Source organism: Catenovulum sediminis (assembly GCF_007289895.1).
Taxonomy (GTDB): Bacteria; Pseudomonadota; Gammaproteobacteria; order Enterobacterales; family Alteromonadaceae; genus Catenovulum; species Catenovulum sediminis.
On sequence record NZ_CP041661.1, the window covers coordinates 695,170 to 719,740 of the forward strand.

19 protein-coding genes and 1 pseudogene are annotated in these 24,571 nt (G+C 40.6%); 8 read left to right on the forward strand and 12 right to left on the reverse strand.

What is annotated here, in order from left to right:
• Nucleotides 1–28 precede the first annotated feature (28 nt).
• Together gnd and FNT16_RS20065 are read right to left on the reverse strand one after the other, a co-directional pair.
• Nucleotides 29–1,495: a decarboxylating NADP(+)-dependent phosphogluconate dehydrogenase gene (gene gnd / locus FNT16_RS20060; RefSeq protein WP_143873813.1), complete on the reverse strand. Its 1,467-nt coding sequence runs from the start codon at nucleotides 1,493–1,495 to the stop codon at nucleotides 29–31.
• Between the two features lie 54 nt (nucleotides 1,496–1,549).
• On the reverse strand, nucleotides 1,550–2,629 hold the full coding sequence (locus tag FNT16_RS20065) for a glycoside hydrolase family 117 protein (protein WP_143873815.1): 1,080 nt from the start codon (nucleotides 2,627–2,629) through the stop codon (nucleotides 1,550–1,552).
• 430 nt (nucleotides 2,630–3,059) lie between these two features.
• Here FNT16_RS20065 and FNT16_RS20070 point away from each other — a divergent pair, with 430 nt between their 5' ends.
• Nucleotides 3,060–5,468 carry a beta-galactosidase gene (locus FNT16_RS20070; protein WP_143873817.1) on the forward strand — a complete coding sequence of 803 codons (2,409 nt, stop codon included), beginning with the start codon at nucleotides 3,060–3,062 and terminating at the stop codon, nucleotides 5,466–5,468.
• Between the two features lie 422 nt (nucleotides 5,469–5,890).
• Here FNT16_RS20070 and FNT16_RS20075 read toward each other — a convergent pair whose 3' ends face one another.
• Nucleotides 5,891–6,166 carry an HU family DNA-binding protein gene (locus tag FNT16_RS20075; protein WP_143873819.1) on the reverse strand — a complete coding sequence of 92 codons (276 nt, stop codon included), beginning with the start codon at nucleotides 6,164–6,166 and terminating at the stop codon, nucleotides 5,891–5,893.
• Between the two features lie 66 nt (nucleotides 6,167–6,232).
• Nucleotides 6,233–8,407: a multiheme c-type cytochrome gene (locus tag FNT16_RS20080; RefSeq protein ID WP_246072561.1), complete on the reverse strand. Its 2,175-nt coding sequence runs from the start codon at nucleotides 8,405–8,407 to the stop codon at nucleotides 6,233–6,235.
• Between the two features lie 485 nt (nucleotides 8,408–8,892).
• Here FNT16_RS20080 and FNT16_RS20085 point away from each other — a divergent pair, with 485 nt between their 5' ends.
• Both FNT16_RS20085 and FNT16_RS20090 read left to right on the forward strand, forming a co-directional pair.
• The gene (locus tag FNT16_RS20085; RefSeq protein ID WP_185976783.1) at nucleotides 8,893–10,455 is read left to right on the forward strand and encodes a sodium/sugar symporter; all 1,563 of its coding nucleotides are present in this window, start codon (nucleotides 8,893–8,895) and stop codon (nucleotides 10,453–10,455) included.
• 199 nt (nucleotides 10,456–10,654) lie between these two features.
• Nucleotides 10,655–12,963 (forward strand): annotated as a pseudogene (locus FNT16_RS20090) (beta-galactosidase).
• Between the two features lie 46 nt (nucleotides 12,964–13,009).
• Here FNT16_RS20090 and FNT16_RS20095 read toward each other — a convergent pair.
• On the reverse strand, nucleotides 13,010–14,326 hold the full coding sequence (locus tag FNT16_RS20095) for a helix-turn-helix domain-containing protein (protein ID WP_143873822.1): 1,317 nt from the start codon (nucleotides 14,324–14,326) through the stop codon (nucleotides 13,010–13,012).
• Between the two features lie 431 nt (nucleotides 14,327–14,757).
• Here FNT16_RS20095 and FNT16_RS20100 point away from each other — a divergent pair, with 431 nt between their 5' ends.
• From FNT16_RS20100 to FNT16_RS20110, 3 genes are read left to right on the forward strand one after another with little or no spacing between them, the layout of a single operon-like run.
• On the forward strand, nucleotides 14,758–15,678 hold the full coding sequence (locus FNT16_RS20100) for a c-type cytochrome (RefSeq protein ID WP_143873824.1): 921 nt from the start codon (nucleotides 14,758–14,760) through the stop codon (nucleotides 15,676–15,678).
• Nucleotides 15,675–17,231 carry a DUF7133 domain-containing protein gene (locus FNT16_RS20105; RefSeq protein WP_143873826.1) on the forward strand — a complete coding sequence of 519 codons (1,557 nt, stop codon included), beginning with the start codon at nucleotides 15,675–15,677 and terminating at the stop codon, nucleotides 17,229–17,231. The genes FNT16_RS20100 and FNT16_RS20105 overlap by 4 nt, the downstream gene beginning before the upstream one ends.
• Nucleotides 17,232–17,249: 18 nt before the next feature.
• Complete coding sequence (locus FNT16_RS20110) at nucleotides 17,250–18,029, forward strand: 3-keto-disaccharide hydrolase (RefSeq protein WP_246072564.1); 780 nt, start codon at nucleotides 17,250–17,252, stop codon at nucleotides 18,027–18,029.
• 322 nt (nucleotides 18,030–18,351) lie between these two features.
• Here the strand turns inward: FNT16_RS20110 and FNT16_RS20115 are convergent, their stop codons facing one another.
• The 4 genes from FNT16_RS20115 to FNT16_RS20130 all read right to left on the reverse strand — a co-directional run bounded on the left by FNT16_RS20115 (nucleotide 18,352) and on the right by FNT16_RS20130 (nucleotide 21,089).
• Nucleotides 18,352–18,690 carry a hypothetical protein gene (locus FNT16_RS20115; protein ID WP_143873828.1) on the reverse strand — a complete coding sequence of 113 codons (339 nt, stop codon included), beginning with the start codon at nucleotides 18,688–18,690 and terminating at the stop codon, nucleotides 18,352–18,354.
• Nucleotides 18,683–19,654 carry an RHS repeat-associated core domain-containing protein gene (locus FNT16_RS20120; protein ID WP_143873830.1) on the reverse strand — a complete coding sequence of 324 codons (972 nt, stop codon included), beginning with the start codon at nucleotides 19,652–19,654 and terminating at the stop codon, nucleotides 18,683–18,685. The genes FNT16_RS20115 and FNT16_RS20120 overlap by 8 nt, the downstream gene beginning before the upstream one ends.
• Nucleotides 19,655–19,724: 70 nt before the next feature.
• Nucleotides 19,725–20,875 (reverse strand): IS3 family transposase gene (locus FNT16_RS20125; protein ID WP_143873177.1). Its coding sequence is split into 2 segments (ribosomal slippage): nucleotides 19,725–20,632 and nucleotides 20,632–20,875, totalling 1,152 coding nucleotides; the frame shifts between segments, so codons are not numbered across the junction.
• 28 nt (nucleotides 20,876–20,903) lie between these two features.
• Nucleotides 20,904–21,089, reverse strand: coding sequence for a hypothetical protein (locus FNT16_RS20130; RefSeq protein ID WP_143873832.1), 186 nt, complete (start codon nucleotides 21,087–21,089; stop codon nucleotides 20,904–20,906).
• A 278-nt stretch (nucleotides 21,090–21,367) separates the two neighbouring features.
• Between FNT16_RS20130 and FNT16_RS20135 the strand changes: the two genes are divergently transcribed.
• A complete protein-coding gene (locus tag FNT16_RS20135; protein ID WP_143873834.1) occupies nucleotides 21,368–21,634 on the forward strand; it encodes a hypothetical protein in 267 nt (88 codons plus the stop codon).
• 10 nt (nucleotides 21,635–21,644) lie between these two features.
• Here the strand turns inward: FNT16_RS20135 and tnpC are convergent, their stop codons facing one another.
• The 3 genes from tnpC to tnpA are packed head-to-tail and all read right to left on the reverse strand — an operon-like array spanning nucleotide 21,645 to nucleotide 23,922.
• Nucleotides 21,645–23,216 (reverse strand): IS66 family transposase, encoded by a 1,572-nt coding sequence (tnpC, locus tag FNT16_RS20140; RefSeq protein ID WP_143869684.1) that lies wholly within the window; start codon nucleotides 23,214–23,216, stop codon nucleotides 21,645–21,647.
• 35 nt (nucleotides 23,217–23,251) lie between these two features.
• Nucleotides 23,252–23,617, reverse strand: coding sequence for an IS66 family insertion sequence element accessory protein TnpB (gene tnpB, locus FNT16_RS20145; RefSeq protein WP_143869685.1), 366 nt, complete (start codon nucleotides 23,615–23,617; stop codon nucleotides 23,252–23,254).
• Complete coding sequence (gene tnpA, locus FNT16_RS20150; RefSeq protein WP_143869686.1) at nucleotides 23,614–23,922, reverse strand: IS66 family insertion sequence element accessory protein TnpA; 309 nt, start codon at nucleotides 23,920–23,922, stop codon at nucleotides 23,614–23,616. Before tnpA ends, tnpB begins: the two co-directional genes overlap by 4 nt.
• A gap of 136 nt (nucleotides 23,923–24,058) precedes the next feature.
• Between tnpA and FNT16_RS20155 the strand changes: the two genes are divergently transcribed.
• Entirely contained in the window at nucleotides 24,059–24,460 is a 402-nt protein-coding gene (locus tag FNT16_RS20155; RefSeq protein ID WP_143873836.1) for a hypothetical protein, read from the forward strand.
• The last annotated feature ends 111 nt before the right edge of the window (nucleotides 24,461–24,571 follow it).

A 24,571-nucleotide genomic window follows, 5' to 3' on the forward strand; every position in this document is an offset into this window, starting at 1 on the left:
GCACGACTACAAACAAAAACGGGTAATACTAAACATCGTAGGTGGTAGAGGCTGTGTCTCCTCCGCGCCCTGTCCAATTGGTATGAAAAAACTCGCCTCGCGCTTTATCTTTACGCTCGTATGTATGTGCGCCAAAATAATCTCGCTGCGCTTGCAACAGGTTTGCCGGTAAGTTGGCTGTGCGGTAGCCGTCAAAATAAGTTAACGCTGACGACAAGCATGGAACTGAAATACCATTCACAATGGCAGCAGCGTTGACTTCACGCCAACCGTTTTGAGCAGACATAACAACATCTGAAAAATAGTCGTCTAACAATAGATTGCGCAAATCACTGTCTTTATCAAAAGCCGCTTTAATATTGTCTAAAAAGACTGAGCGAATAATACAACCACCGCGCCACATTAAGGCGATTGCACCGTAATTCAATTGCCAGTTGTATTCAGATGCGGCTTCTCGCATTAACGCAAAACCTTGTGCGTAGGAAACAATTTTTGATGCCAACAAAGCGTCTTTTAAACTATTTAAAAAGGCCTGTTTGTCACCGTTAAATTTAGCTTTAGGGCCGGTTAGTATTTTTGCCGCGTCAACACGCTCTTCTTTTATGGCAGATAAACAACGTGCGAACACCGCCTCACCAATTAGTGTTAATGGCACGCCTAAATGCAGTGCTGTTACACCCGTCCACTTACCAGTGCCTTTTTGCCCAGCCGTATCCAGTATTTTTTCAACCAGTGCTTCACCATTTTCTTTGTAAGCAAAAATATCGGCGGTGATCTCGGTTAAATAGCTACTGAGCTCGGTTGTATTCCAATCATCAAACACGGCTTTAATTTCATCAGCATGCATCCCTAGCAAGTCGCGCATCAATAAGTAGGCTTCGCAAATAAGCTGCATATCACCGTATTCGATACCGTTGTGAACCATTTTAACAAAATGACCCGAGCCACCGTCACCAACCCAATCACAACAAGGCTCATTGAGTTCGCCCTGTTCATCTTCAACTTTTGCAGAAATTGCTTGGAATATCGGTTTAACAGCAGGCCAAGCTTTTTCATCACCACCGGGCATAATTGATGGCCCCAACAATGCGCCTTCTTCGCCACCCGATACGCCGGTTCCAATATACAATATGCCTTGTTTTGAGAGTGCAGCTGTTCGGCGGTTCGAATCTTCAAACTGGCTATTACCACCGTCAATAATGATATCGCCTTTATCCAAATACGGAACTAAGCGAGATATAAAGTCATCAACAGGCTGGCCTGATTTGACCATTAACATAATTTTTCTGGGTTTTTCTAACGACTCAACTAACGCTTGAACTGAATCAGCACCACGTATTGTTAAGCCTTTCGCTCGCCCTGCAAGAAACTTTTCGACTTTGTCATAGCTGCGGTTAAATGCCGTAACGGTAAATCCTTTACTGGCCATATTCAAAATCAGGTTTTCACCCATAACTGCCAAACCCACGACAGCAATGTCAGATAGTTGTTTCATATATCTCTCTGTGTTTTTATATTTGTGAATCGATGCTACGTATTATTCAAATCATCAGTTTGAATTCTGGAAAGTGCCTGCATCTAATACCTGTCGCTTAATTTTATAACGGCAAATGTAATTCCAGTTCCAACTGTCGTCGTATTTGTGACACAACCCCCACTGCAAACCAGGCAAATCAACTTCACCGTCGTCTGGCGATCTAAAAATACCAAGCGCTTCAGGTGCCCCTTTGATGTGCGACATAATTTCAAAGTTAATACCGTCTGGTGCCCATTGAATGGTATTTTTTTCTGGGCCATCTGTGGTGATCAGTGAAGCAATGCCGCCATTTACATGCCAGACTGCCACTTCGTGCCCAGAATTTGATATCGGGTTGTATTCAGATTTAACGTAGGGACCAAAAATGTTGTCTGCAATGGCGACACCGTGCTTTATTTCACGGCCACCAAAGTTCATCCCTTCTCCCATGGTTTCACCTTTGTAATAAAGATAAAATTTATGGTTAAAATACATCAAGCAAGGGTCATGTACTTTATGGCTATCAAAACTGCCTTTTGATTTAAATTGGAAACGATTGTCTTCATCGCCTGCCCACTCTCCGTCTTTAGATGGGCTTAATATGGGTTTATCTAGTTTTGTCCAGGGTCCAAAAGGTGAATCGGCATGCGCCATCGCAATTTCTTCATATTGACGATTCGTATAAGGGAATTTAACCGTTTGATAAACTAAATAATAGCGCCCTTGGTGTTCAAGCACTTCCGGTGTAAATACTGCTCGGTCATCAAATCGACCTGGTTCACCACGTGCAATTGCACAACCTTCTTCTTTCCATGTTACGCCGTCTTTAGAAGTTGCATGCCAAACTTCGGTTAAATCCCAAGGAAACACTTTATCTTCTGGGTTTTCAGAGCCAAAACCGACCGTTTCGCCTTCGCCTTTTGTATACCAGACATGATATAAGCCATCCACTTGAATCACGGCCGTTGGATCGCGGCGTATGACACCTTCCTCAAATTCGAAATCACCTTTTAAAGGCTCTACATCAAATTCAATTAACCAATCTGCATTTTTCTGGTCATAACCACGCTCGATAGCTCGTTTACTGGCAAGACTTAACTTTTTAGCGGACATAACTGCTCCTCACTTCAATACTTGCAAAGAAGATAGTGCCAGACACCACGCAATAACTTGTTAAATCGGGTTCTAGGTCTACACTATTATTTAGTCAATTAATGATTAACTTCTGTCTATTGGTTTGACGTTGTTAACAACAAAAATAGACTGACTTTATACTATAGTAAACAGTATACATCAAGAATAGTATACTGTTAACAATAAAAACAAACTACATCACTGTGAAAATACATGTTTTATATGCATCTATATGATTTTACGCTAAAAACATAGGTGTTTATTGATTTTACATAGGTCCTTGTCAAGTAAAAAATAACAATGCATTTGAAAAAAAATAGCCTTATTTTCTTTACTTATCGCAAAACATTTTGTTAACTATTAACAGTAGTTTAATTATATGTCTTAACTTGAGCCAAAAGGTGAACAGATGAAAGGTGCAAATCACAACTCCATAAAACTTGGGCATGTGATCAAAATGTCAGGTCTAGTCGCTGCAACTGCAGCCCTCTTAGCCTGCCAAACAAATGAATCCAGCAAAGAAGTTATTTCGCAAGAAATGCAAGAGCAGCCAGTTATCTTTGGATTTGAAGGGACATCAATACCTGTAGAAGTAAAAACAGCCAACGCTGACGTTGAGCTGGTTACAGACTCTGTAACTGAAGGCAATCAAGCTTTACGAGTCAAATTCAATTCTAAGCAACATGAGTGGACATCAATCGATTTCGTACCACAAACACCGTGGGACTGGAGTGATTACGATAGTTTTAGTATTGCTTTTGATATTGCAAACCAAGGGCAGTACTCAACTCAATTATTTTTAAATGTGTTTGACAAAAATGGCCAAGTTTATACCCGCAGTGTAAATGTACCTGTAGGTGAGTCTAAAACTTACTACTCTAAACTTGCGGGTCATGATTTAGGCCACCCTAAAAACTCTGCCGATGAAAAAGTTGAATTAAACCTAAGCTCAGGTTTGCGTTCTAATCCTGCAACTTGGGATACCGACGACGTTCAGTTTATCTGGATGTGGGGCAATAAAAATCTTGATACTAAAGGCATCACTAAAATCTCATTAAGTGTGCAATACAATTTGCATGATAAAGAAGTCACATTAGATAACATTCGTCTAATGCCGCATCCTAAAATGAATCCGGATTATCTGGAAAATATCGTCGATAAATTTGGTCAACCAACTCGATTAGAATATGAAGAAAAAATTCACTCTGAAAAAGAGTTATTGGCAGCGCGCGATGCAGAGCTTAAACGCTTAAAAGGCGGTGAACAGCTATCTGATCGCTCAAAATTCAGTGGTTGGAAAAACGGTCCTAAACTTGAAGCGACCGGTTATTTCCGCACCGAAAAAGTAGGTGACAAATGGTCTTTGGTTGATCCTGAAGGGTATTTATACTTCACTACCGGTATCGATAATATTCGTATGTCTAATGCGACAACCTTAACGGGTTATGATTTTGATCAAGATGCAATCAATCGCCGCACGTCAAATGAAGTGACACCTGAAGATTCTCAAGGCTTAAATCCACCACCACCACATGCCATCCCGACACGTCATTTAGTCTCTGAAACACGTGCCAATATGTTTGAGTGGTTACCTGATTACGATCATCCGCTTGCCAGTAGTTATGGTTATCGCCGTGCTGCACACTCAGGTCCACTGGCTAAAGGTGAAGTATTCAGTTTCTATATGGCAAATCTTGAGCGCAAATACGGTGAAACAACACCTTATTCTTACTTGGAAGACTGGTCTAAGGTCACTGTAGATCGTATGTTAAGTTGGGGCTTTACCTCGTTCGGTAACTGGGTTGACCCAATGTATTACGATAACGACCGTATACCTTATTTTGCAAACGGTTGGATTATCGGTGACTTTAAAAAAGTTTCTAGTGGTAATGACTTCTGGGGCGGCTTACCTGATGTGTTCGACCCGCTATTTGAAAAACGCGCTGAAATAACCATTAAACAAGTGGCTAAAGAAGTCAATGGTAGCCCTTGGTGTGTAGGTGTCTTTATCGACAATGAAAAAAGCTGGGGACGACCAGAATCTAAGCAATCTGAGTTAGGGATAGTGATTCATACCTTAACGCGTGATGGCGCAGAATCACCCACTAAAAATATGTTTACTGAGAAGATGAAAGCGAAATATAAGCAAATCAGTAAATTGAACCAAGCATGGAATACCAATGTAGCGTCGTGGGATGCCTTCCAAAAAGGTCAAATTGATAGCAAAATCGATGTTAATAATAAGGTGCAAATTGCAGACTATGAGCACCTGTTATTTGAATATGCCAGCGAGTACTTCCGCATTGTCGATGGCATGTTAAACAAGTATATGCCTAACCACATGTACATGGGTGTACGATTTGCAGACTGGGGTATGCCTAAGCCAGTGGTAGATGCTGCGGCTAAGTATGTTGATGTTGTCAGCTTCAACTTATACAAAGAAGGTTTAACCAAAAACAAATGGAAGTTCTTAGAAGAATTAGATATGCCAACCGTTATTGGTGAATTCCACATGGGTACCACGGCTTCTGGCTTCTTCCACCCAGGTTTGGTGCATGCTGCCAATCAAGAAGACAGAGCCCGTATGTACAAAGACTACATGCATTCAATTATCGATAATGATTACTTTATCGGTGCGCATTGGTTCCAGTATCTAGACTCGCCGATTACCGGTCGTGCGTATGACGGTGAAAACTATAACGTGGGTTTTGTTTCTGTCACAGACATTCCGTACAACGCTATGGTTAAAGCTGCTCGTGAGCTGCATGAAGAGTTGTACGAGCGCAGGTATGGTCATCTCAAACAAGAAGATAAATAGCCCTGTATTTAGCTTGTAACACCCTCTCCCCGAAAAGTTGACATGGACGTCAGCTTTTCTTCTTTTTACACCCCGGTAAAGTATTTTCTTTGTTGTTTTTTGCTGTTCTTATCCAAATTCGACTTTCTATCGTTATCCAAATCCCTGAAATATTTGCCTCTCTCAACCTAAACAAATTTTGACAATTAAGGAAATAGACAATATCGCTACGCAGTAGCAGTCGCTATAAAGTCAGCCTAAAAGGTAAAGCGAAAAGGTTTAGTGGTAAACCTCAAAAAGACTTCAAAAAGGTAAGTTGAAAAGAGTTGGAAAAAGCAGATTAATTGCTACTGTGCTGGTTGTAAACAAACATGGTTTGAGACAAACAACCTAGCCGCCAAATAACGTTGATCAATGCTAGGTTATTTTATAGTGAGCCGCTTTTATTTGTTACAAGCGTCTTTTAAAGCTTTGCCCGGCTTAAAAGAAGGTACGTTAGCCGCTGCAATTTCAATTGGTTCACCAGTAGATGGGTTACGACCCGTACGCGCATTTCTGTGTTTCAAGCTAAAAGAACCGAAACCGATTAAGTCAACTTTACCACCTTCAGATAGTTCAGTAGTAATAGTATCAATTAGAGCTGTAAGTGCCTTGTTAGCTGAATTTTGAGCGATATCTGCATCATCTGCAATGCGCTTGACCAATTCTGATTTATTCATTGTTATTCCTCATTGATGTTGTTATAGGTTGCATAAACTATAAAACTTAAAAGGCTATTGCAATAGTTAAAGTGCACTTATTCGCTGAAATAACATTCTATCCCCTAATTTTTGTGCAAAATACAGCCCTAGCTCCTTTAGTTGTGGGTTATTTGACATCAACTCTTGCTTTTTAAGCAAGAGTTTCACAGCTTGTTTTGTTTGCTGTAAATTGTCTAACAACAAAGCATACGTATATAAATACTGCGAGTTTTGCGGTTCTAAACCACTTGCCTGTTTGGCTTGCTCTAATGCCTGTTCATAGTTTTTAACACGAACTAGATGAAGTGCGTAACTGTATCGAATGCTGGCGGATTTAGGGAGATTCGCAATGCCTTTTTGTAACACACTGGCAACCATCGCATTATTTTGCTGCGCACGGTAAATATCCGCTAAATTTATATACCCCACATCAAAGTAAGGTTCTATTTCAATTGCCATTTTAAAGGCGTCTATTGCTTTACTTAATTTTTGTGCACGTAAATGATCATTGCCAACATTAACACGCCCTTCCCCGCGCCAACTATTTACGCTATTAAAAGTCTGATATTCATCATATGCTTGCTTAAATGTTTGTAAATCAGCCTGTGCAATATTGCTGTCGAGCAATGCTTGTACACTTGCAATGCGTATGGCTGCATATTCGTCGCCTAATAAAGGTTTTAGTAAAGCGACCCTGCTGTTAGCTGGCACTAAATTCGCGACTTGCGTCGCTGCTAAGCGAATCAAATCTTCCTGACTCTGAATGAAAGGTTTTAGCTGAGCTGCCGTGAGTTCACTAAAGTTATAAGCCAATAAACGCAATACTGTGGCTCTTTTCATTACGTCTAATTCTGAGCTTTTTGCCAGCGCTAAATGCTCGCTTAATGCCAAACCTTGTCCACTGTGTAGCTTCATATACTTTTGCAAAGAGCGACTTACTTGAGGTTCGCTGCCATACCAAGTTTTTAATTGCTGACTGGCCCACTGGTTTGATTTGTCGTCATGACACTGAGTACAAGCATTAGGTACGCCAAATGCCTCTGATAAAGCAGGTCTTGGGATCGGGAAACTGTGATCTCGTCTGCCATCAACGCCCATATATGTAGTCGTTGGCATATGACAACTGACACATTGTGCACCTCCCGAATCAATTGCATGTTTATGATGGCTTGTCTGATTATAAGTTTGGCTATCGTGGCACTGTAAACACAAAGCGTTATCTTGAGTTTTGACTTTATAGCTGTGTTTGTCATGGCAATCTAAACAATTAACCCCAGCTTCATACATTTTGCTTTGTTTAAACGAACCATGTACGTAAACCTCTTCTTTAATCTGGCCGTCAGCATGGTACAAAGGCGGCAACAGAAACTCTGGCATAAATTGATTTAAAAAAGGATTGTTCGGTTTAAAACCATCCGTTAGTGGACTGCGCAGTGAATGGCAAGCATAACAGTTGTCCATAAACTCATTGTTACGCGGACTACCCTGCCAATGTGCTATTTTTTCATCGGCGTGTCTTTGCCAAAAACCAGCGGGCGTTGCATTTTTATCTTTTTTTACGGCTGCCGATTCGTCATCATAATGATCAGCCGTTTGTGTATGACAAGAAGCACAACCGACATTGATGTTATCCCAAGTTGTATTAAAACTATCTTGCTGTGCATCATAGTTTCGCTCTAGCCCATCAGAATGACAATCAGCACACATGCCATTCCAGTTTTGTAAAGGTTGCAGCCAGTGTAAGCGATCTTTTTTGTCAATAAATTCTGTGGAGTGCAGGTGATACCAACGTTGCCCACCTTCTTCTTTGGTTCGCGCATCCCAGGTAAATGGAAAAACTTGTTTTTTGCCGTCCGGCATATCCACTAAAAATTGCTGAAGCGGGTAAAAACCAAACGTATAAGCCAAGGTGTATTCTTTAGCGGGTGATGATGCTTTTCCGTCTACCAGCGTTTGAATACTGGCTTTAAACTTGTTATCTGATTTATAAAAATGAACTTTCTGATCGAAATATTCTAATGTTTGATTATCAAAATTAGCAACGACACTTTGCTCGTTGGCGACTAACATCGCTTTAGCATGATCGGATTTTAACCATTCGTTATGGCTATCTTGATGGCAAGACAGACAAGACTCTGGTTTAGCGCTTGGATTAGCGTTTGCAGAAAAAGTGATGGCAAGTGCCATAAATAGAGATGCGAAGTCGCGGAAAAAAGACATCAAAAAACCACCAAAGTTATTTTCAATTACATTATATTTTTAATTCAAGCAAAGCTTGCCTTGCTCTGTGATACTAACATGAGACAAAAAAATTCGATAAAAAACTTATGTTTTTTGAGTCGATGTTTAAAAATTACAACACCAAATAAAATTTATATATAAAAACGAAAAATCGCATAGTGCTTTTTCAAAATCAGATTAAGTTTTAACCAAACTGGTTAATTAAAGAAAACCGATTAAACGTATACAATCATTAATAACACATCAAAAATAAACTTGTTAACAACCATATCATAAAACTCATAAAAACGGGTTCATCCTGCTGGTTAACATTATTAAAAACCCGATAATTTGAAAATTTGTTTACTCGATATTTACAAGTACACCATAATTAGGTTTATAATGGGTAAACGTTACACCCCAAAAATAAAAAAACAATTTTATATAAGAATGACGACCAAATCATACAAACCAAGGTACTGATAATGAAACTTGAGCAATTGGATTTTACCGTATTTATTGCATATGTGGTGGGGCTGCTATGCATAGCTCTATGGATATCGAAAAACGACCACAAGGGCGAGCGCAACACAGAAGATTACTTCCTGGCGAGTAAATCGCTTCCATGGTGGGCCATTGGTGCATCACTCATTGCCGCAAATATTTCGGCGGAACAAATAATCGGCATGTCTGGTTCAGGCTTTGCTATTGGCTTAGCGATAGCCTCTTATGAATGGATGGCGGCAATTACTTTGATACTCGTCGGTAAATATCTGATTCCTATCTTCTTAAAGAATGAGATATATACCATGCCGCAATATTTAGAAAAACGTTTTGATGGCCGGGTAAAAACCATTTTGGCATTATTCTGGTTAGCTGTTTTTGTGTTTGTTAATTTAACCTCGGTTTTATGGTTAGGTGGCTTGGCAATCCATACTGTAGCAGGCGTTGATTGGATGTTTGGTATGATCTTCCTCGCCTTATTCTCGATTGCATATTCGTTATACGGTGGTTTAAAAGCCGTTGCTTACACCGATATCATTCAAGTCGTACTGCTAATATTTGGCGGCTTGTTACTCAGTTACCTAGCACTCGATGCCATCGCAGAAGGCACAGGCGTTTTAGACGGTTTCAATATTTTAACCGAACAAGTGCCGGGTCACTTTGATATGATTTTATCACCAGAAAACCCTAACTATATGAGTTTGCCGGGTATTTCTGTTTTAATCGGTGGTTTATGGGTAATGAACGTTGGTTATTGGGGTTTCAACCAATACATCATTCAACGGGCACTGGCGGCGAAAAGTATTGGTGAAGCGCAAAAAGGTATCGCATTTGCCGCTTACTTAAAGTTATTAATGCCAGTTATCGTTGTATTACCCGGTATCGCAGCAGTCATTTTGTATCCAGACATTTCAAAGCCAGATCAAGCATATCCATCTTTAATGGGATTAATGCCAACCGGTATTAAAGGGCTTGTATTTGCCGCGTTAATTGCAGCCATAGTCTCTTCTTTAGCGTCGATGACAAATAGTATCTCAACTATTTTTACAATGGATATTTACCGCAATCTGAAACCCAACGAGTCGCAGCGCCATTATGTACATATTGGCCGGATCACCACCTTGTTGTCACTTTGTATTGCATTACTGACGGCTGAACCTTTATTGGGTAAATTTGATCAAGCTTTCCAATATATACAAGAATTTACCGGTTTATTTTCGCCCGGTATAACTGCCATTTTCATTATGGGTATGTTCTGGAAACGCACCACGTCTGAAGGCGCGATTGCCGCGGCTGTTGGCTCTGCTGTTTTCTCAGTTGGCTTTAAGTTTTTATGGCCTGAATTACCCTTTATGGACCGTATCGGCATAGTATTTTTATTGTGTATCGCATTATCTGTGTTGGTTTCGTATCTGGGCAAAGCACCGGAAAATGATCATTCAGTTGAAATCGACCCGTCTGACTTTAAAACAGATACCAGTTTTAATATAGCAGCCATTGGTTGCGTTATTGTACTAATCGGGATTTATTCAACATGGTGGTAATCGGCATTAATAACCACTGAATGAAAATTAGAATAGATAAGGGCAAACAGCATCTGCTATAAAATATAATTTTGCCTGCATAATTTAAAAAGCCATGAAATAGTCGCTATTTCATGGCTTTTTTAATGTATTAAATAAAATGTGTCATATCGGCTCCCCAACGACAATATTAATTACATCAAATACATTTGGGGAAAATATGAACTCAATTATAAAAAAATCACTTGGTTTGGCCCTATCCAGCATATTGTTATTGTCATGTTCCGACAATCATCATGCTTCAGTGCCTGACACCGAAGTAATACAAAAAAAACAGCTAGTCGATTTTGAAAACAAAACTGATACACAGCTCGTTATACTTGAAAACGCATCTTCTAAAATTGTTACAGATAACAATAATTCAGCTTTGTTCATTAACTTAGCATCTGCCAGCCATCATAATAGTTCGTTTACAATTAAGCCTGCTGACCCTTGGGATTTTAGCCAATATAAAAACGTAGCGTTGACCATTGATATTGCCAACCCGAGCACTTCTTCCGCTCACTTATATATTTATACACATGACACCAGCGGCGCGTCTCAGTTGCGCAGTACCGTGGTACCCGCAAACAGCCAAGATACTTATTTAATTGAACTAAAAGTCCCGTCTTTAGATATCAATACAGGCATTCGCAATAACCCAATGAGCTGGAAACATGATTTTGTACAAACGATTTGGCGCGGCGGCGTAAAACAGCCGGATGTATCTGCAATTGAAAAAGTGCGAATCTTAATATCCGGTGTATTAGAAGACAAACAATTGCAAATTGATAATCTTAAAGTCATTGAACCCATCGGCTTTGATAAAAACTTTTTAACCGCTATCGTCGATAAATTTGGTCAAAACGCAAAACAAGATTTTGAACGCAAGGTTAATAGTGTAGAAGAACTCAAAAGTGTTTCCGAAAAAGAGCAAAAGCAACTACAAAATCAACCTATCGCTGGGCGCTCAAAATTTAACGGTTGGGCAAATGGCCCTAAACTAGAGGCCACTGGTTATTTTAGAACGGAAAAATATCAGGGAAAATGGACATTAGTCGATCCACAAGGTTATTTATTTTTCTCAAATGGCATTGCCAATATTCGCATGGCCAATACATCAACCATTACCGGTTATGATTTTGATACCAGTTTAATCAAACAACGCGATCCCACCGACTATACGCCTGAAGATTCAATTGGCTTAAATCGTGCGCCGGATAAAGCTATCCCTACTCGATATATCAGTTCCCCCTGCGCGCCAATATGTTTAACTGGTTGCCCAGTTACGATAGTGAAGAAGCGGCAAGCTACGGTTACCGCAGAAGCGTACATAGCGGCGTGCTTGAACACGGCGAAACCTATAGTTTCTACCGCGCTAATTTAGCCAGAAAATACGCTACGAATAAGCAGTCAGAACTTATGGAACACTGGCGTGATACCACAATAAAACGGATGCACACTTGGGGCTTTACATCATTTGGTAACTGGGTTGACCCAAGCTATTACCAACTGGATCGCCTACCTTATTTTGCCAATGGTTGGATTATTGGCGATTTTAAAACCGTGAGCTCGGGTAACGATTATTGGGGCGCCATGCCAGATGTATTTGATCCGGTTTTTGCCCAAAGAGCAGAAGTAACCATTAAACAAATTGCTCAAGAAGTACAAAACAATCCATGGTGCGTCGGTGTCTTTATTGATAACGAAAAAAGCTGGGGATCTGAATGGGGCCTAGAGGCGCAATACGGTATCGTGATAAATGCATTTACTAAACAAGCCAGTGAAAGCCCGGTTAAACAAGCATTCGTTGAAAAACTAAAACAACGACATGCTGACATTTCCGCATTAAATAATGCTTGGAATAGCCAATTTAAAAATTGGCAGGCACTTGATGCACCTTATAAAGTGACGCAGATCACCACAAGCATGCAACAAGATTTTGCAACTTTGTTGTACGACTACGGCGAAAAATATTTTAGCATCGTCGCCAATTTATTAGACCAACACATGCCAAATCATATGTATATGGGGCCAAGATTTGCACATTGGGCGATGACACCAGAAGTCAGAAAAGCCGCCGCCAAATATGTCGATGTGATGAGTTATAACTACTACCGTGAGGGTATAGATCAACCTTATTGGGACATTTTAGAATCATTAGACATGCCGAGTATTATTGGTGAATTCCACAACGGCGCTATGGATTCTGGTTTATTTAACCCCGGCTTAATTCATGCAGAAGACCAAGCTGATCGCGGTAAAAAATATCAAGAGTACATGTATAGCGTTATCGACAACCCTTATTTTGTTGGTGCACACTGGTTTCAATACATCGATTCACCATTAACAGGTCGAGCTTACGATGGTGAAAATTATAACGTTGGCTTTGTCAATGTAGCGGATATCCCCTACCAGCCATTGGTAGATGCAGCCAAAGAAGTGAATGAAAATATTTATACCAGACGTTTTAAAACTCAAAAACAATAAATATGAGTTGTTAAAGGAAATTTAAGCTGAATCACTTTGGGCTTTGTTACTCATCCGGCATTGCCCATATCGCTTTTATATTTAACAAACCGCTGTCGACTAACTTTGAATCCAAATCTGTTCTATCAAAACTAGCGGCAGCAAAAATAAGCTCATAATTAGCCTTGGCATTTGAGTAAACGTGCGAGTGTCGCTCAATCTCTGCAGAAAATAACTTATTGGGGCTAGAAAGATATTTTGCAATTTGAATGACAGATGCATCTGAAAAACCTGCAAAAATATAAAACAAATTACCGCTGGGTCCCTGGAATTTGGCGAAGCTGCCGTAGTCAGTATATTCCTGTTCTAAATCTCCTTTTACCTCATACAATTTACCAGAATCCGCATTATGGAGCGCTGATACACCTTCCAACAGTTTAAAATTAGTTCCTTGCAAATAGGCGTCTAACAAACCAAGAGATTTATACAAACCCAAATAGACCAGATTAAAATCGCGCAAATCGCTTGGTGTCAATTCCGAAACTAAGCGAATCGCAGTAGTACTATCATCAGCAAGCAATGGCAATAAATGCTGCAATGCAAAGACACTATTTTTTAGCAAAAAAGCGCTTGAAGCTTTGTTTAACTTGTTGCGTTTAGTCGGAAAGCGCTGTAAGAATGCCTCTAACTGAGCATCTGAATTAATACTGAACTCGCGTATAGCTCTCAGTATATTCGTTTCGGGGTCAACCTCGGTCAACATATACAAATCACCAATTACGATAAGCGTTGGTTTATCGCTGGCAAATAAAGGCTGCCAGATATCATGCTGTTTTATTTGTATTTTGCTATCGAGATTTTCGGTTGGCGAATTCGTAAAAGTTCCTAGAACAAACCATACATTGATTATGACAGAAGCAACCAAAGCCCAAACCCACCAGCGCTTAAAATTTTCATTAGTTTGCTTGTCATCGACACGCTCAGAAGGTTTGTTTTCAACCAAAGGTTGTTGATCACTCCAACAAAATTCTAAAGCATATCCCCCCGTAGGGATGTTCATTTGAAATAACTCGTCAGAGCCAGACGTTTGATAATAGCTCTCTAATTTCTTACGAAGGTTAGAAATATAAACACGAATTGATGAGTCTTCTGCTGGATTAAAATCTTCAGCTTTACCCAAAGCGCCAATAGCAATTTCAATTTCTTTCGGTGCTCTTGCAACTTGCCCACTCTCAACCGAATCAAGGTGATAATTCACTAAAAAATTAAGCAATTTACAATTAATTTTTGAGCGCTCAAATCCTTTGCTTTGAGTAATGCGGGCCAATTGCGTTTTAACGGCTTGTGTACTCGGTTCACGAGTTAATTCTGCAGGTTTATTCATGTTATATAACAGTTAAATTAACGCTCCAAACTACTGTTAAATCTATTTTTTTACTTATATTAAAGAAAACGCATTCGTAAACTACAAAGGCTTACTTTCAACAAATAAAAACGAAAACTAGGGCGTGTTTATCTTTGTATTATTTTTGAGCAATAGGCTATTTTAATCATTAACAAAGCAGAATGAGTGGGGTTTAGTCATTCTAAATAAACGAATTCTAATGCCGTTAAGGGTTAAAATAGCCATTGCCCTTCGGGCTGAGGCCAAAATGGTCTGATGCAGCGTTAGAAATAACTTATTTAGATGACTAAACTTCATTATTTCTGCCTTGCCTAAGACCATTTTTTCTCTCAGCTCAAATTATAAACAAAGATTCACACGCCCTAAGTTTATTTAAATTTATTCAGTTTAGATAGCTTTAAGAGTAATTTATGAAATTAAAAAATAAAAAAGCTACAAAGCCAGCACTCCTGTTATTTATCGCTGGCTTATTTAGTCACTCAAGCTATGCCATTGACAAGGGAAAATTAGCTTTTGCAGCCAACTGCAAAGCCTGCCATGCTTTAGATAAATTTAGTACAGGGCCTTCACTAGTATACATACGTGACCAATATCCAGCACAAAAACAAGCTGAATTTTTAGCCTGGGTCAAAGCACCTGGCAAAAAAAATCCAGACACCATTCAAATGCCGCCAATGGGCCACTTAAGCGAACTGACCATTAACCAGATACATGAATATATTCTACTCGTTAGCCAACACGTGGTTGAGCAGCAAAATAAACCTAAATTTGCGCCTTACAAACCACCGGCAAAAACCTACCCAAGTGTGACACGAGGATATTTGCCGTTTACCAACCCAGCGTCAATTATTGTCCATTTAACGCCGAAATTATCGCTGGCATGGGATAGCAATCTGGGTAAGCTGCGTTACGCTTTTCCAACATTTGCCCCTTTTTACGGCGAGAAAAAACGCGAACAAAATAAGCAACAAATTATTTATTCAGAAACAAAGGATAGCGGATTTAACTTTGCGCATGGCCAAGCAGTGGACTTTTTAGGCTATCAGTTCATTAAAGGCACGCCTGAATTTAGCTACCAAGTAAATGGGTATCATGTTAAAGAAAAAGTTCGCTTAGGCTCAACGCAAAATAGTTTTACCCGCGAATATCAAGTGACTCGTTTAAACAGTGCTCATACACAAGCCCAATCAATAACGTTAGATCTGTCGCATACCAGCAAAGACAGTAAATCAAGCCAAATTATCCACAGCGATGGGCGTTTATCCAACAATGTATTGCACTTAACCGAGCAACAAGCTCGCCGTTTCTCAGTTGAGGTTGTATTACCATGAAAATAATCCATTCCGCTTTAGTTTTACTTTTTGCGATAGCGCCATTTAGTTCATCCGCTGAGCAAAATAATACAAACCTATGGTTAGATTATTACGACATTAAACGTATTGATATTCCTAAATATATTGACCCACAAATTGGCGGATTGTCTGCGCTAAAAGACGGCCGTATTGCCATTACCACTCACCATGGTGACGTGGTTTTATACACGCCCCAAACCAACAATTGGCATACATTTGCAACCGGACTACACCTGCCCCTTGGCATAGTGCAAGAAAGTGATAATTCATTTGTGGTAATGCAAAAACCTGAATTAACCCGCTTAATTGACCAAGACAATGACGGCAAAGCTGACGTTTACCAAACTATTTACGATGATTTTGGCATGACAGGTAACTACCACGAGTTTGCATTTGGCCCAGCAGTAGATAACAAGGGAAACTACTATATCTCGCTAAATGTTGCGTCGAATTTTAATGGTATAAACCAATACATTAGAGGCGAATATAGTGATAAATGCCTTGATGAAAACAAAATGCGCCAATGGCATGATTTTGAAAAATGGATGGCAGGCATACGAAAAGAAGTCACTCGCATGTTTTCGTGCGTGCCATACCGAGGTTGGGTAATGAAAGTGACACCCGATGGCAAAGCAGTACCTTTTGCATCTGGCTTTCGCTCACCCGCGGGTATTTACATGGACAATAAAAACAAACTTTGGGTAACCGATAATCAAGGAGATTGGATTGCAACCAGCCCCCTTCATCAGGTAAACCAAGATGAATTTTATGGCCACCCTGCCTCGCTGCATTGGCAAAAAGACTGGTTTATAAAACACCAAGATGTCACAGCAAATGATTTAACTAAAATCCGCACCCCCGCAGCCGCATTATTTCCGCAAGGCGAACTGGCGAATTCGCCTACCCAGCCGCTTTCTACAGCCAACCAATCAGCGTTTGGTTTGCCTGAAGGTGAACTATTAATAGGTGATATGAATATGAATAACCTAATTCGCTTTTTGCCAGATGCGCAACAAGGTGAGATGCAAGGCACGCTGATTCCATTTGTCAGCGGAGACGAATTAGGTATTGGCAACTTTAGGTTAGATTTTGCGCCAGACAACAGCTTATGGATTGGCAAAATACACTTAGGTTGGGCGGGTGATGAAGGTTTAGTAAAAGTCACTAAAAACAGTCTGCCCATGTTTATTGTTAAAAAAGTCAAACTGTTACACGATGGCTTTGAAATTCAATTTAATCAAAAACTCCGCTCAGCGCCAACAAATATCGAGGTTACGCGCCACACTTACCATTACCACGCGGCATATGGCTCACCTAAAGTTGATTTACAAAAAGTAACGCCGAGCAATATCAAACTTAATTCAAATGGTAAAAGCATCAAAGTAGATATTGATAACTTAATAGCAGGCCAACTGTACACCATTACGTTAGCTGACCTAACTGATGCCGAAGGTCGTCCATTAATGGGCAGCGTATTACGCTACAAGGTTAATAACCTAAGTAACCTGAACCCAGGGTATGCAAACCACTAATTAAAAAAGAAAACTCTAATGACCACTACAATTAATAAGACGATAAATAAAACCATGACTAAATTAAACAAACTTGCGCTGGTCGCAACCAGCTTGTTGTCAATCACCTATGCAACAGCGAACAATATAGATCCTAAATTAACCGAAATTTGGGAACCTGTACCGAAAAAAGTAACCGTCAAACCCATACCGTCTGATGCCATTGGCTTATTGCAAAGTGCGAGTGATGTTGACAAACACTGGCGACATTTAAATGACAAACCAGTAGAGTGGATATACGAAAACGGCAGTCTAACCGTTAAACCGAAATCGGGCTCAATTGTCAGTAAGCAGTCTTTTTGTGATATGCAAATGCATATAGAATGGCGTGCCCCAAAACCATCTGAACGGCGTAAAAACGCGCCCAATCACGCGAATAGCGGTATTAAAATTCAAGAAAGATACGAAGTGCAAATTCTCGATACTTACGGCCACAAAATTTACGTAAATGGTCAAGCAGCGTCTATTTATAAACAATCATCCCCTTTGGTTGATGCGCTGTCACCTAGTGGTGAATGGAATACATACGACATCATTTTTAAAGCACCTAAATTTGATCAACACGGAAAATTAACGAAAGCGGCACGCATAACTGTCCTGCACAATGGTGTTTTAGTTCAAGATGACTTTGAAATACAAGGTACAACTATGTACAAAGGTAAAGCTGAGTACTTTAAGGCACATAGCTGTAGACCGATTTTATTGCAAGACCATGATGGAGAAATTAGCTTTAGAAATATTTGGGTAAGGCCGTTGTAGTTAGGTTATCAATGAGTAACAAGTAACAAATTTACCATCCTTAAAAACAGGTTGAGCGGCAGTATAATATCCCCCATATTTTTGGTTCAATTGTTGGTTTGATAACCTTGATTTCTTTATCCAAAGAATACATTCCTGCTGCAGTGCTCAGAGCTTGATCAGCTTGCAGAGTATGCGCCCTTTCCGAATCTCCAAAATCACCATTCAAAGCGCGATAATGCCACCTGACACGGAAGAGGTCTTCAAATAGAACCTCTGCTCCACGACGCATGTTTTGGAACGAGGAAACCTCCTCTTGTGCACCGATAAGGAAACTAAAAAATTATCCGACTCCCCACTCAAACACATATGAAAAAATCGCCAAAACAAGCAATATACAAATAATACTTCCCTGTATTCGTTTCGCCTGTTTTTGCTCCCTCACGGCCTCGACTGTATCTGTAACACCTTTTTCATAATCAAGGCCTCCCACATCAGCATCTTCCGAAAACATTACCAATCCATTTATCATTACAGCAACCAAGAAAATTGTTGTCGCTGTTAACCAATTGAAGCCAGTAAAATAATAAACAGCAACACCAATCAATACTGCAACGGCAAGCAATATAAGAGCTGGCTTAAATTTAAATTTCTTCATTATTTTTACCACTTGCTTAATCATTGAAAGCTGCACCAACAAACGGAGTTAACGGTATAAGGGTGGCATCTACAGCCGTATTTGTTGAGCCTATTTTGCTTGCTAATGCTTGAACTGAGCCAGCATTTTGGAGCCGGACTGATGCTGGAACTACATGCGCACTTCTTAGAGATGAGTTGAACCATAACGCAGGGTTTGTCGCAAGTTTAGTAAAGTTTCTGAATCCAGATAGTCCAAGCACTATACTTTCGCTACCTGATGCGGAAGCTAGAGCAGATAGGCCCTTTGTACCTCCAAAATAAACACTTCGGATCAGACCAGCACCACCTAAACCTAATGAGGTAACTTGACCAACCTCAAAAGCGGAAGAATCACGATCAACGAAACTTGGTTCTACAACGCCAAAAGTAAAAGAACTCACCAATGAGCCGCCAAAGGTGAAAATATCATCTCGAACTCGACCACTCATTACTCGTTCACCAAAATACGAGGCGAAACTCTCCTTTTGTGCAAAAGTCCGCTCTGCTCTCAAACCAGCCCCTGACTCCCCATACATCGCATCTCGTTCTGCCCAAGACTGTTGAAATGCATCTCTAGTTAAAGCTAATTGGCCATTTAAAATGCCATAAGAATCCGTCCCAAATGGATTGTTTATAAGTATATATTGAATGTGTGTATCGTATGCTTTTGATTGGCCAGCAGCGCAATCGCCATTTGCGTTGGCGTAAGGGACACAGTTTTCTTTCGTCTGTGCTTCTTGAGCATACCCACTCGGGTCTGTATATTTAGTTGAGTTATTTAACACATAACTATATTTGTTCCAGTTTTGACTATTGGTTGGGTTTAGCACTATAGGGTCTGGTGACAAAAATCTTCCAAGTACCGGGTCGTATAAACGCCCTTGCATATGGATAAACCCACTCCTATCTAGTTGCATATGACCAGTGTAACCAATGCGTTTACTCACATAATTTGAATTCGTTGCCATTACCGCCTGTCGCTCAAGGTCTGTTTTGGAAAGGTCATATTGATCTGATCCGCTAACTCTGGACACTTAACTAAGCATTATTTTTCAATTCAAAATTCTCTGGGCTTAAATAGCCGAGTGAACTATGCCTTCTTGTTTTGTTATAATCAACTTCAATGTACTCAAAAACAGCTTGTTTCATGGTTTCGCGGTCCATGATTGGCTCGTACTGAATAGCTTCAACCTTCAGTGAATGGAAGAAACTCTCTGCACAAGCGTTGTCCCAGCAACAAGCTTTGCGGCTCATGCTTTGGATAAGCTGATATTTTTTAATCAGATCTCGATACGCATGAGAACAATACTGGCTGCCCCTATCACTATGGACGATGACTTTTTTTGGAAAACCACGACGATACAGTGCCATAGTCAACGCGTCACAAGCCAACTGAGCCGTCATTCGATTACTCATCGACCAGCCAATGACAGTACGTGAATACAAATCGATAATCACTGCCAGATATAACCAACCTTCACTTGTCATCAGATAGGTGATATCACCGACCCATTTTTGGTTAGGGCCCGTGGCATCGAAGTTCTGCTCCAACAGGTTTGGCGCTACAGGAAGCTGGTGATCGCTGTCAGTGGTTGTCTTGAATTTACGCGCTGCTTTTGCCACTAAATTTTGTCTACTCATGCTGTTCATAATCGTTTTTAAGTCTGCGTAATTCCCATCTTCCGCGAGGTCGACTTGAATACGTCGAGCGCCCGAGCGTTCTTTGCTCTGGACAAAAAGAGCTTTGATTTGCTCATCACGGCTTTGCTGTTTGAGTAATCGCGCACTCGGCTCTTTGCTTGACTTTCGCCACGCATAATACCCACTTCGCGTCACACCAAGCACAGTCGCCATTGATTTTAGGCGAAACTGGTGCTGGTGTTCGAGCATAAATTCGAATCGGCTTATTTTTGATTTTTCGCGAAGTAGGTGGCCGCCTTTTTTAGGATGTCTAAATCCTCGGCTTGATCAGCCAATTGGCGTTTTAACTTAGCAACTTCAGCTGCAAGCTCGGATTCGCGTTGGCTAATTGTGGACTTTTTCACAGTGGCAGTTCGCCAGCTATAGAGTTGCGATTCATAGATTTTAAGTTGCCTAGCCGCTTCAGCAACACCAACTCGTTCGGCTAGTTTCAGTGCTTCTGCTTTAAATTCAGCGGTGTAAGTCTTGCGGATCTTTTTAGTTGTCATATTCACCTCGTTAAGTCATTTTACTCACTTAGCGTGGTGTCCAAAAGTATTGGATCAGATCATATTGCCACGAGGTACTTTCTCGGGCACCAAATACGCCAAAACTTTGTTTGTCTGATATGTAATTACCATAAGTAACAGCTTCTACCGAGCCTTGGTAATCTTTGTGCACGTAATTCATTTGTTGTAATTCAACGCTCCATACGTAAAGCATATCATCAGCTAATTTTAGGGTGGCAAGCTTGTTACTTGGATTGTTTGACCAATCAGAATGTGTTTTTAATTCAACGTTATCTAAATATATAACGGTTTCAGTTTTGTCTTGTCCGTCTTCTGGCCAGGTTGTTTTCCTGTAATTTACCTCATTTCTATCGAACGATCCCGCAATTTTTTACCAAATTGTCATCAACTTTAATTTCCTGATGATTATGGTAATTTGGGAAACAGAATTTCTGTGTAGAATTTTAACTTTTACTAAAATGGTTAATTTTCATGCAGCGATTTTTTTCTTCACTTTTTCAGTTAGATATTTTCACTCGCTCCTTAGATAGCTTAAATTCTCATCAAACTTGCCAGCATTGTGCTTGCTCTAATAGTTGGGTATCACATGGTTTTATTTATCGCCAGTCTGGTTTAAAAGTCGGTAAACGTATTTTGTGTGCCAACCGTTATGGTAAATCAGGTTGTGGCCGCACTTTGGCTTTGTACTTGGCTGATTTCATCCCTAACCGTCGTTATTCTTTTGTAAGCGCTCAATGAACCTACGGGGCTAGCTTTCTTTATTTTCGGCTTTAAAATTCCATGGCAGGAGCCTTTCTAACTTTTCAACCGTATCTGCGTATGGTAAGGCTTTGAATACCGCATTTAAATAGTGATACGGCTCAAGTCCATTAAGCTTAGCCGTTTCTATCAAGCTATAGTGTATTCCACTCGCATGCGCACCAGCGGGACTATCTGCAAATAACCAAGCTTTTCTGCCAACAGCAAACGGGCGGATCGCATTTTCTGCTAGGATATTGCTGATATTTAATCGGCCATCTTTACAGTAAACCGTTAATTTGTCCCATTGGTTGTGTAAGTAAGTCATTGCTGTGCCCGTTAAACTGTCTTTGACTACTTTGGGGCGCTGCACGTCTAACCACTTTTTCAACTTGTTCAGAACAGGCACGCTTTGCGCTTGACGCGCTTGGTATTTCCCATCAGCACTCAATGATTTTATATTACGCTCTATCACATACAACTTGTTGATATAGCTGAGTGCCATATCCGCTTTACTGACTTTGGTCTTTTTACTTTTCGGTTGCACGATCTGAGCTTCTTTAAATTTACGCCTTGCATGATCCCAACACCCTAATGAGGTCAGTTTATATTCTTTGCAGACCGCATTATATCCAGCATATCCATCAGATTGCAGGTAACCTCCCGTGAATCCATCCAGCAGGCGCAAGGGTACCTCCTGACTACGCGAAGGATCATATTCAAACAGCACTGATTGTCGATTAGGCTCTCCGCCTAGAGTGACCCACATGTATTTATCACCCGTTGGGGAAGCGCCTGGTTCTTTGAGTACCTGAATGCGAGTTTCATCCGCCATTATCAGTGGGCCGTTATGTTGATACTCACGGAGTAAATGAATAAGTGGTTGAACTTGCCTTGCCAACGCGATAACCCAATTCGCTAAGGTCGCCCTTGAGATATCACCACCATAACGGCGGATGATATTTTCTAAACGATACAGTGGCATACCATCCGCGTATTTCGACACAATCACGTAGGTCATTAAGTTCACACTGCCCATCGCTTTGGCTACAGGGTGTAATGTGACTTCAGCGGCTTTGATAATGCGCTTGTCTTGTTCATCTTTAAACACGGCTTTTTCTTGCATGTATTCCAGCACACGCACTTGAGCAGGGATGATGTCTAGCTCTTCTCGGACTTTTACAAAGAAGGTATCAATGGCACCGGCTTTGTCTTTTTCAGATAAATAAGCGAATACTTGTTCGCGTGGTAATTTATCAGAGAAAGGTTTACGCCCTGTTTTGGTTTTTGAAGCGGTATCAGGTAAAAGCAGTTCTTCTTGCTCTGGCTCTGCGGTGATTTCAGCTTCGTTAAACAAGTTACCTTGCTCAGCTGTGGTTTGTTCACTGCTAGACCCAAAACGTTTTTGGTTAGCAAGGTTGAGGTATTCTTCTAACAAAGCGATACGCTGTTGTTGCCAAGCAATCACTTCTGATTTTTTGTCGATAATGTCGTCTTTTTCAGACAGCAAGGCTGCCATCTCAGTCGTAGTTTCGACAGATGTAGAAGCTTGATTTGATTGAGCTTTGGGCGACATTTTCATGGCGGGTATTATAGCAAAGTGAGCGTCAAAAAGCCCTAAAAAACAGCCTCATAATGAAGTTTTTTATGGCCTTGCATAGCACTAATATCATAGCCATCGAGTAACCAATTTATCTGCTGTCCGGTTAAAGTTATCATCTCTTCATTGTTGCGTGGCCACTGGAATTTTTCTTCGGCTAAACTCTTGTAATAGAGCACGAAACCGTTGTTTTCCCAAAAGAGGCACTTTATTTTATTACGCTGGCGATTGGTGAAGGCGTATAAGTGACCTTCAAATGGATTGTGGCCAAGCTCACATTCAATAATGGCAGATAACCCGCGAAAGGATTTTCTAAAATCAACGGGCTGACAATAAAGGTAGACTTGTGTCAGTGAGATGTTGGGGCGCATCACTTGGTTCATGACAACACCTGGGCCAACTGTTTAACCAGCTCAAGGTTTTGGTGTGTAATACCACTGACCTTGAGGCCGTTATTCAGATGAACGCTCAGTGGTTGACTGGTTGTATAGCTTTCCATGACTTGGACACGAGCAAATCCGTTGGTCACGGAATTAACATGGCTGGGTAAGTTAGCCAATTTATGCTTATGATAGCTTAAGCCGTTTTGACATAAATTATGCTGACGACAATAAGCCGCTTGAGTAAGCCCTGATGCTTGCCATTGTTCGATATGTGTTTGCCAGTATTCTTGTTTAGCGGTGAGCATGTTATTTCCTCGCGTGAATGATGAGGAAATTATGCGGCTCTGAGATCTCGAAAGTAAGAACGTTAGTTCATTAGGCGCTTACATTCTTTTAGTGTGATTTGGGCGTTTGTTTTGTCATTACTGCAAGGGTCAACCGTTGAACAAAGTGGTTGGTAAGCGCATTGTCTGCTCTAACCGCCATGGTCACATCGGTTGTGGCCACACTACACAATTCGTTTTGGCTGAGCACATACCCAATCGACAATACAATGCTCTGCATTTAAGTTTATTCATTCTGTTATTACTGGCTAATGTCTCTGTTGTTAAAGCTTATCAACAGGTCACTCAGCAATTTGAAACCCGCCATGCTTGGCGTTGGCTTGCGTGTTTAAAAATCAATATCACCCATTATCGTTTATTGTTGCAATTTTCTTTGCCGTTACATCACTCAAGTGGCACTCAACATCCTATTTTTGCAACCTTGGCGTCACTTTGTCACATATTCACAGGCTCAGTCTGTCTTGAGTTTCAATTTAATGCGCAACGGGCTTTTATATAACCTGCCAATTGGCGTTTTTATCAGGTTTCCATTTTTTGTAACCATTAATTTCCCTAGTTGTTGTCGTATTGTTGGCTCATCTATTCCACATTTAATCGCCCCACATCAGCC